At 65.2% G+C, this 15,693-nt stretch carries 12 protein-coding genes; 6 read left to right on the top strand and 6 right to left on the bottom strand.

The genetic code is table 11. From position 1 onward, the window contains the following. Nucleotides 1–16: 16 nt before the first annotated feature. The 3 genes from OKW43_RS02330 to OKW43_RS02320 all read right to left on the bottom strand — a co-directional run bounded on the left by OKW43_RS02330 (nt 17) and on the right by OKW43_RS02320 (nt 3,676). On the bottom strand, nt 17–1,195 hold the full coding sequence (locus OKW43_RS02330) for a porin (protein WP_429444964.1): 1,179 nt from the start codon (nt 1,193–1,195) through the stop codon (nt 17–19). 317 nt (nt 1,196–1,512) lie between these two features. Beyond that, entirely contained in the window at nt 1,513–2,628 is a 1,116-nt protein-coding gene (locus OKW43_RS02325) for a succinylglutamate desuccinylase/aspartoacylase family protein (RefSeq protein ID WP_187636222.1), read from the bottom strand. 265 nt (nt 2,629–2,893) lie between these two features. Next, nucleotides 2,894–3,676 (bottom strand): ABC transporter substrate-binding protein, encoded by a 783-nt coding sequence (locus OKW43_RS02320; RefSeq protein ID WP_187636221.1) that lies wholly within the window; start codon nt 3,674–3,676, stop codon nt 2,894–2,896. A gap of 613 nt (nt 3,677–4,289) precedes the next feature. Between OKW43_RS02320 and OKW43_RS02315 the strand changes: the two genes are divergently transcribed. Continuing rightward, the gene (locus tag OKW43_RS02315) at nt 4,290–5,540 is read left to right on the top strand and encodes an ABC transporter substrate-binding protein (RefSeq protein WP_429444961.1); all 1,251 of its coding nucleotides are present in this window, start codon (nt 4,290–4,292) and stop codon (nt 5,538–5,540) included. Beyond that, on the top strand, nt 5,540–7,357 hold the full coding sequence (locus tag OKW43_RS02310) for a diguanylate cyclase domain-containing protein (RefSeq protein ID WP_429444959.1): 1,818 nt from the start codon (nt 5,540–5,542) through the stop codon (nt 7,355–7,357). Before OKW43_RS02315 ends, OKW43_RS02310 begins: the two co-directional genes overlap by 1 nt. A gap of 30 nt (nt 7,358–7,387) precedes the next feature. Here OKW43_RS02310 and OKW43_RS02305 read toward each other — a convergent pair whose 3' ends face one another. Then, nucleotides 7,388–8,887 (bottom strand): mannitol dehydrogenase family protein, encoded by a 1,500-nt coding sequence (locus tag OKW43_RS02305; RefSeq protein WP_429444957.1) that lies wholly within the window; start codon nt 8,885–8,887, stop codon nt 7,388–7,390. 164 nt (nt 8,888–9,051) lie between these two features. Between OKW43_RS02305 and manD the strand changes: the two genes are divergently transcribed. The 4 genes from manD to OKW43_RS02285 all read left to right on the top strand — a co-directional run bounded on the left by manD (nt 9,052) and on the right by OKW43_RS02285 (nt 13,713). Next, nucleotides 9,052–10,260 carry a D-mannonate dehydratase ManD gene (gene manD, locus OKW43_RS02300; protein ID WP_429444955.1) on the top strand — a complete coding sequence of 403 codons (1,209 nt, stop codon included), beginning with the start codon at nt 9,052–9,054 and terminating at the stop codon, nt 10,258–10,260. A gap of 141 nt (nt 10,261–10,401) precedes the next feature. Then, entirely contained in the window at nt 10,402–11,448 is a 1,047-nt protein-coding gene (locus OKW43_RS02295; protein WP_429444953.1) for an L-idonate 5-dehydrogenase, read from the top strand. A gap of 81 nt (nt 11,449–11,529) precedes the next feature. Then, nucleotides 11,530–12,828 carry an MFS transporter gene (locus OKW43_RS02290; protein ID WP_187636216.1) on the top strand — a complete coding sequence of 433 codons (1,299 nt, stop codon included), beginning with the start codon at nt 11,530–11,532 and terminating at the stop codon, nt 12,826–12,828. Between the two features lie 54 nt (nt 12,829–12,882). Next, the gene (locus tag OKW43_RS02285; protein ID WP_222945668.1) at nt 12,883–13,713 is read left to right on the top strand and encodes a GntR family transcriptional regulator; all 831 of its coding nucleotides are present in this window, start codon (nt 12,883–12,885) and stop codon (nt 13,711–13,713) included. 26 nt (nt 13,714–13,739) lie between these two features. Here the strand turns inward: OKW43_RS02285 and OKW43_RS02280 are convergent, their stop codons facing one another. Together OKW43_RS02280 and phnL are read right to left on the bottom strand one after the other, a co-directional pair. After that, nucleotides 13,740–14,873 (bottom strand): alpha-D-ribose 1-methylphosphonate 5-triphosphate diphosphatase, encoded by a 1,134-nt coding sequence (locus tag OKW43_RS02280; protein ID WP_429444951.1) that lies wholly within the window; start codon nt 14,871–14,873, stop codon nt 13,740–13,742. A gap of 15 nt (nt 14,874–14,888) precedes the next feature. After that, nucleotides 14,889–15,686: a phosphonate C-P lyase system protein PhnL gene (gene phnL / locus OKW43_RS02275; protein WP_429444949.1), complete on the bottom strand. Its 798-nt coding sequence runs from the start codon at nt 15,684–15,686 to the stop codon at nt 14,889–14,891. Nucleotides 15,687–15,693 lie beyond the last annotated feature (7 nt).

Here is a 15,693-nt window from a genome sequence, read left to right as displayed (position 1 = left end):
ACCGCGAACCGTCTGCTTAGAACTTGTGACGCAGACCGACACGGAACGCGAGCTGGTTGTCGGCGCCGACGCCCGACGTGCTGAAGTAGCTCGTGCTCGAACCGATCTGTGCCTGCAGATTCTGCGTACCGTTGTGGCCCGACGCGATCTGATAGATACCCAGCACATACACGTCCGTGCGCTTCGACAGCGCGTAGTCGCCGCTCAGGTTCACCTGGTTCCAGTGACCGACGTTCGCGCCGCTCAGGTGCATGTACGTGTAGCCTGCGCCTGCGGTGATCGCCGGCGTGAACGCATACTTCGCGCCTGCTTCGTAGGCGGCGAAGGTGGTCGACTGACCCGAGATCGGAGCGAGGCGCGTGTTCGTGTACAGCGCCCACAGCGTTGCCGGGCCGAATGCGTAACGGCCGCCAACGCCGACCGTGCGCAGATCCTGGATCTGGCCCGTGCCGATCGTCGGGAAGGTCACGTTAGCCAGCGACGTCGAGAAGGCCGGCGATGCCTGGCCCGGGTAACGGATGTCCGTGTATGCCGCGCCGATACCGAACGGGCCGTTAGCGTAGTTCGCGCCGAAGCTGTAAGCGCGCGACGAACCCGCGACCGGGGCAGCCGCCGTGCCCGTAGCCGGCGTGCCGGCAAAGCCGCCAGCCGTGTTCGAGAAGCCGTACATCGCGCCGAAGGTCAGGCCGGCGAAGTTCGCGCTGCTGTACTTGACCGAGTTGTTGATACGGCTCGACGTGAGCTGGTCGACGTCGTTGATGTGGTACGCGTAGTTACCCGCGACGGTCTGGCCGCCGGTCGCGTAGTTGGAGCCGAGGTAGTCGGTCGAGAACGAGTACTGGCGACCGAACGTCAGCGAGCCGACGTTGTTCTGCGCCAGACCAACGTACGCCTGGCGGCCGAACATCGCGCCGCCCTGGCCGGCGGTGCCGTTCGCGCTGCTGAAGCCGTTTTCCAACACGAACAGCGCCTTCAGGCCATTACCAAGGTCTTCCGTGCCACGCAGGCCCCAACGGCTGCCGTTCGCGACGCCGTCGTCGTACTTGGTCAGGCTGCTGTGGCCGGTGGCCGTTTTCGAGTTGTTCACGTAGCTGATACCCGCGTCGATCAAGCCGTACAGCGTGACGCTGCTTTGTGCGTGAGCGGCGGTGGCGAAGACGGCGAGCGTAGCGGCGGTCAGGATTTTTTTGTTCAAAATACTTCTCCGGTTAGGAAATTTTAGCGATCGCGACGCGATGCTCTGCGGCAATGTCGCGCGATGGCCGGCAATTTAAGGGGGCGCTGAGTAACGTATGTGACAGTGAAAAAATCTTTTCACGGTGTCGTGTCGGCGCGACACTTTGCCGGCGTACCGGAGGCGGGGCGGGTCGGTCGACCCTGAAGGGGAGGCGGGCAACGCGTGGCAGCGGAACGCCCGCCGCGCGGCGGGCGATCGATTGCTTCAGGTGCGTGCGTTGAAAATACAGTTACATGGCCGGCTGCGACACATCGATAGTCGCAGCGGCTTTGGTGTCAGTTGCTCAGCAACGAGCCGCTGCGGAACGGCGTCGCGCCGGCGATGCGCGCGAACTCGAGGCCGGCCGTCGCGAAGCGCGCCAGATGCCGCGCGTACAGCACGCCCGCCACGCTGCTTTCGATCGTGACGACCCGGTCCGTCAACGGATCGACGATATCCGCGATTGCCTGGCCCACGTCCACCCGCGTGCCGACTGCGCAGCGATAGACGAGCACGCCGCTGATCGGCGCGACGAGCGGCTCGGCGCCCGCGAGCGGCGTCGCCGGGAATTCTAGCGGCGGCAGCGGCGCCGGCTCGCCGTCGATCACGCCGCGCGAGGTCAGATACTCGATGATCGCCTGCGCGTCTTTTTCCGCCAGCTCGTGCGACACGTCGCGCTGACCGCGCAGCTCGATCGTGACCGAGATCCCGCCGTTCGGGATCGGGAAGCGCTCGCCGAAACGGCTGCGCAGATCCGACCAGCAGAAGCTGTGGATTTCGTCGAACGGATTGCCGACCGAGTTCAGCGCGAGCAGCGACGCCTTCGCGTCGAGGTAGCGCGCGAGCGGCTCGACGTCGGGCCACAGCTCCGGATTGGTGTATAGGTGCATCGCGGCTTCCCAGTCGCAATGCAGATCGAGCACGACGTCGGCGTCGTACGAAAGCTTTTGCAGCGCGAGGCGTTGCGAGCCGAGTTCGGTGGTCGGCTGCTGCGCGTCGAGCGCTTCGCGCATCGCCGCGCGGATGGCGGCGCGGTTCGCGTCGATGTCGCCGGTCAGATGCGACTCGATGACCGGCAGCACGAGCTCGGCGAGGTCGTAGAAGTTGCGGTTGAAGTTCTGCGCGCTGCCGGTTTCGAAGCGGCCGAGCATCTGGCCGAGCAGATGCTGGTTCAGACCGATCGGGTTCGGCACCGGCACCACCACGACTTCCCCGCGCAGCTTGTCCGCGGCTTCGAGCGCGGCCAGCTTGCGGCGCAGCGACCACGACACCAGCATGCCGGGCAGCTCGTCCGCGTGCAGCGACGACTGGATATAGATCTTTTGCCCGCCGCCGGGACCGTAGTGGAAACTCGTCAGTTCGCGGGCGGTGCCAAGCGACGGGGCAATCAGCGGATGGGTCTGGGTTTGCATGGTTTTGGCTTCGCGGCCCGTTCGGAGCAGCCGCGCTAGGTGGTTGATTGCAAGGGGAAAGATACGCGCCGGCTGCGCGCGGGGTCCGCGTGCGCGGACTACGGCAACCTGTCTCACGGCGGCCGCGTGTCGCACGATCTTAGCCGATATGCCACAGCATGTGGCTTGATGTGGCTCGATGTGGAGCCACAAAACAAAACGGGCTCCGCGTCGCGGAGCCCGTTTGGGCAAGCTGCCGGCGCGCCGTGCGGCGCGCGCGGGCGGTTTAGCTGCCGTACACGTCGAAGTCGAAGTACTTCTTCTCGATCTTCTTGTAGGTGCCGTCCTTGATCATGTCGGCGATCGCCTTGTCAACCTTCGCCTTCAGATCGGTGTCTTCCTTGCGCATGCCAATGCCGGCGCCGTTGCCGAGGATCTTCGGATCGTCGAGGTCCTTGCCGACGAAGTCGAAGCCCGCGCCGCGCGGCGTCTTCAGAAAGCCCTGCTCGGCCTGCACGGCGTCCTGCAGTGCCGCGTCCAGACGGCCAGAAATCAGGTCGGCGTAGACCTGGTCCTGGTTCTGATACGGCACGACTTTCGCGCCCTTCGGTTCCCAGTAGGTCTTCGCGTAGGTTTCCTGGATGGTGCCCTGTTCGACGCCTACCGTCTTGCCTTTCAGCGATTCAGCGGTCGGCATAATGCCCGAGCCCTTCTTCGCAACGAGACGCGTCGGCGTGTTGAACAGCTTCGACGAGAAGGCGATCTGCTCAGCGCGTTGCGGCGTCATCGACATCGACGACAGCACGCCGTCGAACTTCTTCGCCTTGAGCGCCGGGATCATGCCGTCGAAGTCGTTTTCCACCCACACGCACTTCGCACCGACGCGCTTGCAGATTTCGTTGCCGAGGTCGATGTCGAAGCCAACGAGCTTGCCGTCCGCGCCTTTCGACTCGAACGGGGGATAGCTGGCGTCAACGCCGAAACGGATCGTCGACCAATCTTTAGCGTGTGCGCCAATCGAGACGGTGGCAAGCAGAGCAACTGTCAAAGCCGCTAGCAGTTTCTTCACTGTTTTTACTCCTCGGTGTAGTTCAATTACGCCCTCGACGGTTGTGCCGCCTTGGGACGCCCGGCGCGACTCGCGACCGGGCTTCTGGTCAGGCTGCAAGCCGGGGTGGCCTGCAACGCGCGCCAAGCTTATCAGTTCAAAAATATTGGGAAGCTAGTAGAACACCGGATGGCGCGGGAGGAAGCCCTCTAGAGCAACGCTTGCGCGCAAGCCGGTGTGCCGGGATCGTACACGCCTGGCGGGGTTTGCGTAACGGGGGTGTAATGCGCGAGCGGTAATACGGTGGGCGGCGAGCGCAATCGACTGGAATTTGCGACGGTTTTCTCGCGAGTTCGCCGAAAACTGGGTTGAAACGCGAGTTTGAAACGCGGACGGATCGTTAAAGCTCGCGCCTGAATTTGCCGTTAATTAACTAGCGCCCGACATTCTTGGCCGCCGTTTCGATCGATGCAAAAAACACAGGCTTTGGCGCTATCATCGATGCTCCGCGCGCTGGATGCCGACCGCGGCGCGGGCTGGCTCGCTCTGAAGTATGTCCTCGGACAGCCGTCAAGATTCCAATGCCGCGCGTTTGCGCTCGCCCAGAAGGCCTTTCTGCTTAACGGTGTTATTCATGCACACGATGTTCACGGCGGATCAAACAGGCTGTTGCAAACACGCTTTCAAGCGGCAAATCGCGAGCGCCGGCGCGCGGGCTCGCGCGGCATCTCGCGCGGCATTATTGCAGCGCCGGTTTTTTGGCGGTTTCTCGTCGAGCGTTGCGTCGGGATTTTCATCGATTGGCACATCCGGATTTTGGTGCGTCGTTTGGTCGGGGGCTTTAGCCCGTGTTTTGCCCTTTCTAATAGCCACGTGCCTGTGCGCGGGTGTCGGCGCGGCGACGCCCGCCGTGGCCGCCGACAAAGTGCTGCACGTGCTGGCGTGGCCCGGCTACGCGGACCCGGACGTCGTGAAGTCGTTCGAAACGCGCTACGGCGCGAAGGTCGAGGTCACGCTCGTCGATTCCGACGAGGCGCTGTGGGCGCAGATGCACAGCAAGGGCACGCCGCCGTTCGACGTGCTCGCCGCCAACACCGCCGAAATTCGCCGCTATACGCAGGCGAATCTGCTCGCGCCGCTCGATCTCGCGAGTCTGCCGAACACGAAGCAGCAGTTGCCGCGTTTCCAGGCGCTCGGCTCGATCGACGGCCTGACGTCGGCGGGCAAGGTGTATGCGATTCCGTTCACGTATTCGTCGATGGGGCTCATCTACGATCGCCAGCAGATTCCGGTTGCGCCGCATTCGATGCTCGAACTGTGGAACCCGCGGTATCGCGGCAAGGTGCTCGACTTCAATAGTGCGCAGCACAACTTCTCGCTCACCGCGCTCGCGCTCGGCTATCCGCATCCGTTTCAACTGGACCCCGCGCAGATGCGCACCATCGCGCACAAGCTCGTCGAGCTGCGCCGCAACCTGCTGACCTATTACACGCTGCCCGAGGAGGCGACCGCGTTCTTCATCCAGCACAAGGTCGCGCTGATGTTCGGCAACTACGGCACGCAGCAGGTACAGTTGCTGCGGCGCGCGGGCGCGGACGTCGGCTATGTGATTCCGGACGAAGGCGCGCTCGCGTGGCTCGATTGCTGGTCGATGACGCGCGCGGCGACCGACAAGCCGCTCGCGCTCGCGTGGATCAACTACATGCTCGAACCGAGCGTGAGCGCGTTGCTCACGCAGCGCCAGGGGCTCGCGAATACGCTCAGCGGGCCGGCCGAAGGCAGCGCCACCGCGCACATCGTGTGGATCAGTCCGGTCGAAGATATCGAGCGCCGCGAGCAACTGTGGACGCGGATCGTGTCGGGCGACCGTTCGGAGCGCTTCTGATGCTGCACCGCGGCCTGACCTTCAAGCTATCGGTGCTGCTCGCGTGCATCGGCGTGCTGGCGTCGGGCGCGACCGGCTATTACGCGTATCGCGCGAATCGCACGATGCTCGTCAACGAAGCCGAGCACAGCCTGCGGACTTCGACGGAGTTGCTCGGCCAGCGCATTGCGCTATCGATCGACGACGTCGCGGCGGACGCGCTCGTGCTCGCGACGATGCCGTCGTCGGTAATCGTCGCGCAGACCGACGATGGCATCGGCCCGAACCTTGCCCGCGAGCGGCTCGCGCAGGTGTATTCGAGCTTCATGCTGCACCACCCGGAGTATCTGCAGATGCGGCTGATCACGCGGCAGCATCACGGGCTGGAGCTGATCCGTTTCGATCGGGACAGCGACGGTCTCGTGCGGGTCAAGGGTGACGGTCTGCAGGAAAAAGCTCAGTTCCCCTACGTGTTCGAAACGCTCGCGTTTTCGCCGGGCCGCATCTACACGTCGCCGATTTCGGTCAATCACGAATCCGGCACGCATGCGGCGCAAGGCAAGCCGACGCTGCGCCTCGGCACGCCGATCGCGGACGCGCGCGGCACGGTGCTCGGCGCCGTCGTGATCGACATCGATCTGGCCGGCATGCTGCGGCGTTTGCAGAGCGATCTGCCGAGCGACTATCAGGTCTATCTGGCGAACGAGTGGGGCGACTTCCTGGTTCATCCCGACGCGTCGCAAACCTTCGGCTTCGACCGCGGCCGGCGCGTGCTGATGCAGGACAGCTTCCCGGCCACGAAGCAGCTGTTCGAGCAACGGCAGAGCGAGGTGCTCGTCAACGGTCTCGCGGGGTCCGGCGAGACGGCCGGGCGCGTGCTCGCGTTCGTGCGACGGCCGTTCGGCGGTTCGGAGGGCAACCGCTTCATCGTGCTCGGTCTTGCGAAGCCGCTCGAGGACGTGTTGAGCGGCGCCAATCAGCTCGGCTCGCGGATCGTTCGCATGGTGCTGGTGTTCAGCGCATTGTCGGTATTGCTGGCGATTCTGTTCGCGAGGGCGCTCACCAAGCCGCTGCATCTGCTCGCGCATGCGGCGACCCACCTGTTCGCCGAGCACGCGATGCACACCTTGCCGCTCAAACGCACCGACGAAATCGGCGTGCTCGCGCGCTGCTTCGAGCGTTTGCGCCGCGAAATTCGTGCGCAGATGGATGCGCTTCACAGCAAGCAGAGCGAGCTCGTGCATCTGGCCTCGCACGACGTGCTGACCGGCTTGCCGAACCGCATGCTGTTCATGCAGAAGCTCGAAAGCGCGATCGACGAGGCCAGGTTCCGCCGCGAAGGCCTCGCCGTGCTGTTCGTCGACCTCGACGGCTTCAAGCAGATCAACGATCAGTTCGGCCACTCCGTTGGCGACAAGGTGCTGGTCGCAATCGCGCGCCGTCTGAAGGACGTGCTGTATCTCACGGACGTGGTCGCCCGGCTCGGCGGCGACGAGTTCATCGTGCTGATCGAAGGGCCGCGCGCGGCGGAGGTCACGCCCCCGATCGCCGCGTGCATCATGGATGCGCTGAACGAAACGCTGAGCGTCGACGGCAATAGCATGACGGTCGGCGCGAGCATCGGCATCAGCGAGTTCCCGCACGACAGCGGCAATGCCGAGGAACTGCTGCTGAATGCCGATGCCGCGATGTATGCGGCGAAATCGGGCGGACGTTGCGCGTATCTGCGCTATCGGGATCTGCTCGCGGCGCGGCTCGACGAACAGGCGCGGGAGCTTGCCCGGGCGCACGCCGCGCGCGATGGGACCGAGGGGCGCGAGGCGGAGCCCACCGCGTGATGCGGTTTTATTCGCGCCGATCAGCGTTTTCTATTGCCACGCCGCGATTGCGCCGCGTGCGCCTTGTTGCTGCAACAGACGCAACGCGTCATCGAGCGTCGTTCTGAATGCCGCGTGAGCCGCGAGCTTCGCATCGAACACTTCGCGCACGCCGAGTAGCGCGTTCACCAGCGCCACGGTGTCGCGTTGCGCGGACGCCGCAAGCGCTTTCAGTTTATCCGCGAGCGGGTCGTTGATTTCGTAGCGCGTGCCGTCGTCCGCGTGGCCGCGCAGGAATGTCATCCACGCGGCGACGGCGAGCGCGAGCCGGCGATAAGGTCGACCCGCGTCGATGCGGGCCGCGATGGTCGCGAGCAATCGCGGCGGCAGCTTCTGGCTGCCGTCCATTGCGATCTGCGCGCAACGGTGCTTGAGCGCCGGGTTCGCGTAACGCGCGAGCAATGCGTCACGGTAGCCGGCAATGTCGAACGATGCAGGCAGGCTCAGCGTCGGCGCGATTTCGTCGGTCATCATCGCGTGAATCAGATTGCGCAGCGCGGGCTCGGCGATCGCTGCGTCGATCGTGTCGAAGCCGCCGAGCATCGACAGGTAGGCGAGCGTCGAATGCGTGCCGTTCAGCATGCGCAGCTTCGCGAGTTCGAACGGCATCACATCGCCGACGAGCTGTGCGCCGACCGCATCCCACGCGGGACGGCCCTGCGGAAATCGATCTTCGATCACCCATTGTCTGAACGGCTCGCAAGGCACCGGCGCGGCGTCGCGGTAGCCGAGCTGTTCGGCTGCGCTCACGCATTCGGTGTCGGTGGTGGCGGGGACGATCCGATCGACCATCGTTGATGGAAACGCGACTTCCGCGGCGATCCAGTCGGCGAGCGCGGCGTCGAGTCGACGTGCGAACGAGCACACCACCTGGCGCAGCGCGGCGCCGTTGTGCGCAAGGTTGTCGCACGACAGCACCGTGAAGGGCTGCCCGTTCGCGGTGTCGCGCCGCGCGCGCAAGGCCGCGACGAGGATACCGGGCACCGTGCGCGGCGCGAGCGGAGCAGCGAGATCGTGCGCGATGGCGGGATCATCGAGATCGACTTCGCCGGTCTTCGCGTCGCGGCAATAGCCTTTTTCCGTGACGGTCAGCGAAACGATCCGAACCAGCGGGTCAGCGAGACGCGCGAATATCGCGGCCGCGTCGGCGGGCATCGCCAGCACTTCGCGCAGCGCGCGGATGACCGTCACCTTCGCACCGTCGGGCCCGCGTTCGACGAGACTGTAAAGCCCCTGCTGTTCCATCAACGCGTTGCGTTTGCCGACGTTGCCTTGCAGCGTCACGCCGCAAATGCCCCAGTCGCCGCCGGCGGCCAGCATCGCCTCTTCGGTGTAAAGCGCCTGATGGGCGCGATGAAAATTGCCGACCCCCAGATGCACGATGCCGATGCGCGGCTCCCTCCATTGCGGCGACAGCAGATGTGCCTGCAGTGTGGGCAGCGCATCACGGGACAGGCGGTTTGGCGGCAAGGCGACGGTCGCGGCGGTCATGGGAAGTGGTCCTGGTGGGGCGGGGAAACCCTGATTTGACGAGTAACTATACTTGTATGGTAGCATCGTTCAAACAGCTTGAGACAGGCTGATGCAGTGATTTTTATGCCGCCACGTCCGGTTCGCCCGTCATCGCGGTTCCCCGTTTTCTGCCAGGAGCACTCATGAAAATCGTTCGCGCCGACGTCATCGTCACGTGCCCCGGCCGCAATTTCGTCACGCTGAAAATCGTCACCGACGAAGGCGTCCACGGCATCGGCGATGCCACGCTGAACGGCCGCGAACTGGCGGTCGCTTCGTATCTGAAGGACCACGTCTGCCCGCTGCTGATCGGCCGCGATCCGGCGCGTATCGAGGACACCTGGCAATTCCTCTACAAAGGCGCGTACTGGCGGCGCGGTCCCGTCACGATGACGGCGATCGCCGCGGTCGACATGGCGCTGTGGGACATCCTCGGCAAGGTGGCGGGCATGCCGCTTTACAAGCTGCTCGGCGGCGCGTCGCGTGAAGGCGTGATGGTGTACGGCCACGCGACAGGCCGCGATATTCCCGAAGCGCTCGACCGTTACGCCGAACATATCGAGGCCGGTTATCAGGCCGTCCGCATTCAATGCGGCGTGCCCAACATGCGCTCGGTGTATGGCGTCGCGAAGGGCAACGGCATGTACGAGCCCGCTACCAAGGGTGCGGTGGAAGAGCAGAGCTGGTCGTCGGAAAAATACCTGGACTTCGTGCCGAAACTGTTCGAGGCCGTGCGCGAGCGTTTCGGCTTCGACACGCATCTGCTGCACGACGTGCACCACCGTTTGACGCCGATCGAAGCGGCGCGGCTCGGCAAAGCCGTCGAACCGTATCGATTGTTCTGGATGGAGGACCCGACGCCCGCGGAAAACCAGGCCGGTTTCAGGCTGATTCGCGAGCACACCGTCACGCCGATTGCGGTCGGTGAGGTATTCAACAGCATCTGGGACTGCAAGCAGTTGATCGAGGAACAGTTGATCGACTATATCCGCGCGACGCTCACGCATGCTGGCGGCATTACGCATCTGCGGCGGATCGCGGATTTTGCTGCGTTATACCAGGTGAGAACGGGCTGCCACGGTCCGTCGGATCTGTCGCCGGTCTGCATGGGTGCCGCGCTGCATTTCGACCTGTGGGTGCCGAATTTTGGGGTTCAGGAATACATGGGCTTTCCGGCTGAAGCGCTCGACGTCTTCCCGCATGCGTGGCGCTTCGACAAGGGCATCATGCATCCCGGTGAAGCGCCGGGTCACGGTGTCGACATCGACGAAGTTGCGGCAGCGCGTTATCCGTACGATCCGGCTTACCTGCCGGTCGCGCGTCTGGAAGACGGCACGTTGTGGAACTGGTGAGCGTCCAGACGCCCAACGTTCCCGCTCACTGAAAACAGAATCACCGAGACAGCCTTCACCCGCTGCGTTCGCATCGTCATCACCGTCTTCTCCGCTTGCGCGCCGTTGAACGCGCCCGCGACGCTAACCCTGGAGTCCATCATGCTCGCAGCCGTACTTCACGAACCGAAACTGATCCGCATCGACGAAATGCAGCCACCCGAACCCGGTCCGGGGGAGGTCCGCGTACGTGTACGCGCGGGCGGCATCTGCGGCTCGGATCTCTCGTACTACTTCAAAGGAAAAAGCGGCGACTTCGCGGTGCGCGAGCCGTTCGTGCTCGGCCACGAAGTGGCCGGTGAAATCGACGTGCTCGGCGAGGGCGTCAGCGCGCAACCCGGGTTTGCGCGCGGGCAACGCGTCGCCGTCAATCCGGGTCTGGCGTGCGGCACATGCCGCTTCTGCGCGGCCGGGATGCCCAATCATTGCCTGAACATGCGCTTCATGGGCAGTGCGTCGACGTTTCCGCACACCCAGGGCATGTTCCGCCAGCACATCGTCGTGGCCGCGCGGCAATGCGTGCCGGTGCCGGACGGCGTCGATTTCGCGCAGGCGTCGATGGCCGAGCCGCTCGCCGTCGCATTGCATGCGGTGAGGCAGGCGGGCTCGCTGGTGGGCGCGCGCGTGCTGCTGGTCGGCTGCGGTCCGATCGGCTGCATGCTTCTCAGTGTGGCGCGACGCGCCGGCGCGCATCGCGTGGTCGCAGTCGATCTGTCCGAGCGCGCGCTGGCGCTCGCGCGGCAACTCGGCGCGGACCAGACCGTGAATGCCGCCGATACCGCGACGATCGCGACGTGGTCCGACAGGCGCGGCACGTTCGATGTCGTCATCGAAGCATCGGGCAGTCCGGCGGGGCTCGACACGGCGTTGCGCTCGGCGCGCGCGGGCGGCACCGTGATCCAGGTCGGCAATCTGCCGGCGGGGCAGTCGCCGGTCGCGGCGAATCTCGTGATGGCGAAAGAGCTCTGCTATCGCGGCTCGTTTCGCTTTACCGACGAATACGCGGTGGCCGCCGACGAAATCGCCGCCGGCAAGCTCGACCTGCGTCCGCTGATGACGCACGCGTTCGCGATGCACGACGCGAACCATGCATTCGAAGTTGCGCTGGACCGCTCGCAGTCGATGAAGGTCCATCTGACGTTCGATTGAAGCGCGCCATCCGCCACCCCAACCCAAACCCGGAAGCAACGTCGAACGCCCATCAAGAGGCGCCACCGAAGGAGACATCCGATGATCAAGAGTCAACGCTGGTTCGTCGTCGCGCTGCTGTTCCTGGCAGGCGTCATCAACTACCTCGATCGCGCGGCGCTGTCGATCGCCGCGCCGTTGATCCAGAAGGACCTCAATTTTTCGCACGCGCAGATGGGCGTCGTGTTCAGCAGCTTTTTCATCGGTTATGCGCTATTCAATTTCGTCGGCGGTCTGGCGTCCGACAAGGTCGGCGCGAAACGGGTGTTCGGTACCGCGATGGGCGTGTGGTCGGTGTTCTGCGGCGCGACCGCGCTCGCGAGCGGCATCGGTTCGCTGATCGTGCTGCGCGTGCTGTTCGGCATGGGGGAAGGGCCGTTCAGCTCATCGACCAGCAAGATGGTCAACAACTGGTTTCCGCGCCGCGAGGTGGCGAGCGCGATCGGCGTGATCAGTTCGGGCACGCCGCTCGGCGGCGCGCTGGCGGGCCCTGTGGTCGGTTTCATGGCCGTGCAGTTCGGCTGGCGCTGGGCGTTCGTCGCGATCATGCTATTCGGCCTCGCGTGGCTCGTGCTGTGGTCGCTGACGACGACCGAGCATCCGCATCAGCAGACGCGCATTACGCCGGCCGAGCTCGACCTGATCCGCGCCGGCCAGACGGACGAGCCCGCGTTTGTACACGCAGGCGGCAGCGAGCAGGGCAAGCCGGGGCTCGGCCACTTCCTGCGCAAGCCGATCATTCTCGCGACCGCGTTCGCGTTCTTCTCCTACAACTACGTGCTGTTCTTTTTTCTGTCGTGGTTCCCGAGCTACCTGACCGACGCGCATCACCTGAGCCTGCACGACATGAGCATCGCGACCGTGATTCCGTGGCTGCTCGGCAGCATCGGCCTCGCGGCCGGCGGCTTCATTTCGGACCTGATTCTGCGCATCACGGGCAAGCCGTTGTTGTCGCGCAAGCTCGTGCTCGGCACTTGCCTCGGCGCGGCGGCGCTGTGCGTTGCTCTCGCCGGGCGCGTCTCCAGTATGCAGGGCGCGGTCGCGCTGATGTCGGTGTCGATCTTTTTCCTCTATGCGACGGGCGCCGTCTATTGGGCCGTGATCCAGGACACCGTGCCGCGCGAACACGTCGGCGGCGTGGGCGGCTTCGTGCATCTGCTGGCGAACCTGGCCGGCGTGATCGGGCCGGCGGTGACCGGCTTTATCGTCGAGGCGACGCATGGTGCATACGGCAGCGCGTTCGTGCTGGCAGGCGCGATTGCGGTGCTCGGCGCCGTCTGTTCCTTGATATGGGTGCGTGAGCCGCGCGCGGGCACTTTGACGGTCGAGCGCGCATGGTAGTATGGTGCGGAGCTTTTATTCGCTTCCGATCCGCCGCTATTCGCTGCTTTGCCAATGCCCACCAGCAATCATCTCGCCGAGCTCCCGTCTTCTTCCGCCGCCGCGTCGAGCGCGCCACGCAAGCGTGGCCGCGCCGCCGCGCAGGCTAACGCGCGCGTCGGGCTGCCCGACCTGACCGCACACCTGTCGTTCGATTCTCACGAGCCGATCGGCAAACAGATTTTCCGCGCGCTGCGCGAGGCGATTTTCGTCGGCCAGATGGTGCCGGGCACGCCGCTGTCGGAGAAGGAGGTCTCGGACATGTTTCAGGTGTCTCGCCAGCCTGTACGTGAAGCATTCATCAAGCTGGTCGAGGCGGGCGTGTTGCAAGTGCTGCCGCAGCGCGGCACCTTCGTGAAGCGGATTTCTCCGCGTCGGGTGCGCGAAGGACGCTTCATTCGCGAGGCGATCGAAACCGCGGTGGTGCGCAAGGCGGCGGTTTCGATTACCGACGAGCAGTTGCAGGCGCTCGCCGAGAATCTGCGCGAGCAGAAACTCGCGGCGAAAGCGAACGACACGGCCGCGTTTCTCGCGCTCGACGAAGCGTTCCACTACGCGATCGCCCGGGCAATCGACTGCACGGCCGCGTGGGAAACGATCCAGGACATCAAGGCGCAAATGGACCGCGTGCGCTATCTGAGCCTACCCGATGTGTCGCCGCTCGATCTGCTGATCCGCCAGCACGCGAAGATCCTGGCCGGACTGCGCGCGCACGACCCGACAGCCGCCGAAGACGCGATGCGCCGCCATCTGCGCGAAATCCTCGTGTCGCTCGGCCCGATCGCCGAGCGCAACCCCGCCTGGTTCGAGGCGGACGAACCTGAGCGCGTGCCGTTGTCGAGCTGAGACGCAGGCGCGCTCATATAGCCCACTCAAACGATCCGCACTCCGCCGCGATAAGTCGCGCGCGGCACCGGCAGCCTGTCGAGCATCGTCACGCGCACGAGGTCGGCGCGCAGGCCCGGCTCGATCGCGCCGCGATCCGTGAGGCCGGCGGTGCGCGCCGGTTCGGCCGAGACCGTTGCCATCGCGCGCGGCAGCGGCCAGCCCGCTTTTTCGACGAGATCGAACACCGCACTCAGCAAGCTCGATGGCACGTAATCCGACGACAGAATGTCGAGCAGGTCCGCGCGCGCGAGCTCGAGCGCCGACACGTTGCCCGAATGCGAGCCGCCGCGCACGATGTTCGGCGCGCCCATGATCGTCGCGATGCCGTGCTCGCGCGCGGCTTGCGCGGCGATGCGCGTGGTCGGGAATTCGGCGAGCACGATGCCCTCGGCCTTCGCCTGTTCGACGTGCTCGATCAGCGTGTCGTCGTGGCTCGCGACCGGAATGCCGAGCCGCCCGCAACGCTCGACGATCTCGCGGCGGTGCGCATCCGCGTAACGCGCCTGTTCGACCGCAAGCTCGGCGAGCGCGGTCGCGACGCGCTCGTCGCTCATCTTGCCGTTGCGTTCCTGGTAGCGGCGCCATTGCTCGCGGTCGTGCCATTGGCGCTGGCCCGGCGTATGGTCCATCACCGACGCGAGCCGCAGCAGCGGATGCGCGCACAGCGAATCGAATACCTCTAGTACGTCGGCGGTCGCGATCTCGCAGCGCAGATGCAGAAAGTGCTCGGCGCGCAGCAGTCGACGCGTGGACAGCCGCAGCAGCGAATCGGCGCATTGCGTCTGCACATCGCGGTTACGCAGCCCAACGTTCGAGCGCGAGCCGATCGCGAGCGCGTCGAATACCGTCGTGATGCCGGCTGCGGCGACCTGCGCGTCGTGGATCACGAAGGCCGCGTCGGTATTCCATTGGACGCCGGGACGCGGCACCAGGTGCTTCTCGAGATTGTCCGTATGCAGTTCGATCAGACCGGGCAGCAGATAATCGCCGTCCCAGTCTTCGGCGTCGCGCGCCGAACTCCCACCGCGTTCGACGTCGCGAATCACGCCGTCTTCGACGCGCACGGCGCCTATGAATTCTTCGTCTCGCGTCACGATGCGAGCGTTGCTGATCAACATCGACTTGCTCCGTAGTCAGTCGGGGCTGGTTTCAGATTGGTGCCGCAGCGGCGGCCGCAGTTCGAGGCGGCGCGTCGCGACCTTGTTGCGTGTCTCCTCGTCGTGAAAGATACCAACGATCGCCGCGCCGCGCTCGCGCGCCTCGACGATCAGATCGGCCACCACGTCGCGGTTTTCCGCATCGAGCGAAGCGGTCGGCTCGTCGAGCAGCAACAGCGGATGCCCGGCGATCAAACCGCGCGCGATGTTCACGCGCTGCTGCTCGCCGCCCGAAAACGTCGCGGGCGCGAGCGACCACAGACGCTCGGGCACGTTCAGCCGCGCGAGCAATTCAGCGGCGCGCGCGCTGGCTTCGTGTTCGGCGACGCCGTGCAACACCAGCGGCTCGGCGACCAGCGCAAGCGTCGGCACGCGCGGAATCACGCGCAAAAACTGGCTCACGTAGCCGACCACGCCACGGCGCAGACGCAGCACCTCACGCGGTTCGGCACCGGTGATCGTGACAGGCCGGCCGTGATCGCTGGTGTCGCGAATCGCGATCGAGCCGCTGCTCGCCAGATAGTTGCCATACAGACAGCGCAGCAGCGTGCTCTTGCCCGCACCCGACGGCCCGACCAGCACCACGCATTCGCCGCGCTCGACCTCGAGCGACACATTCGCGAGCGCGTCGATCCGCACGCCGCCCTGGCCGTGCAGCGTGAAAGTCTTGCCGATGCCGGTGGCGCGCAGCATCAGCGCCGCGTTGTCGGCGAAAGCGCGCTCGCCGTGGCGCGCATTGCTGTCTGCGTCGATGACTACCTCAGTGGATCGCATTGTGAGC

This window comes from Paraburkholderia sp. WC7.3g (assembly GCF_050436345.1).
GTDB classification, from domain to species: Bacteria; Pseudomonadota; Gammaproteobacteria; order Burkholderiales; family Burkholderiaceae; genus Paraburkholderia; species Paraburkholderia podalyriae.
Note: the sequence above shows the minus strand (reverse complement) of the source record. Positions and strands in the feature narration are given on the sequence as shown.

What these genes read in the sequence shown, in the direction of transcription:
- OKW43_RS02280 (WP_429444951.1), bottom strand. Translation starts at nt 14,873, where the DNA reads ATGTTGATCAGCAACGCTCGCATCGTGACGCGAGACGAAGAATTCATA.
- OKW43_RS02290 (WP_187636216.1), top strand. Translation starts at nt 11,530, where the DNA reads ATGATCAAGAGTCAACGCTGGTTCGTCGTCGCGCTGCTGTTCCTGGCA.
- OKW43_RS02285 (WP_222945668.1), top strand. Translation starts at nt 12,883, where the DNA reads ATGCCCACCAGCAATCATCTCGCCGAGCTCCCGTCTTCTTCCGCCGCC.
- OKW43_RS02315 (WP_429444961.1), top strand. Translation starts at nt 4,290, where the DNA reads ATGCACACGATGTTCACGGCGGATCAAACAGGCTGTTGCAAACACGCT.
- manD (WP_429444955.1), top strand. Translation starts at nt 9,052, where the DNA reads ATGAAAATCGTTCGCGCCGACGTCATCGTCACGTGCCCCGGCCGCAAT.
- phnL (WP_429444949.1), bottom strand. Translation starts at nt 15,686, where the DNA reads ATGCGATCCACTGAGGTAGTCATCGACGCAGACAGCAATGCGCGCCAC.
- OKW43_RS02325 (WP_187636222.1), bottom strand. Translation starts at nt 2,628, where the DNA reads ATGCAAACCCAGACCCATCCGCTGATTGCCCCGTCGCTTGGCACCGCC.
- OKW43_RS02295 (WP_429444953.1), top strand. Translation starts at nt 10,402, where the DNA reads ATGCTCGCAGCCGTACTTCACGAACCGAAACTGATCCGCATCGACGAA.
- OKW43_RS02305 (WP_429444957.1), bottom strand. Translation starts at nt 8,887, where the DNA reads ATGACCGCCGCGACCGTCGCCTTGCCGCCAAACCGCCTGTCCCGTGAT.
- OKW43_RS02310 (WP_429444959.1), top strand. Translation starts at nt 5,540, where the DNA reads ATGCTGCACCGCGGCCTGACCTTCAAGCTATCGGTGCTGCTCGCGTGC.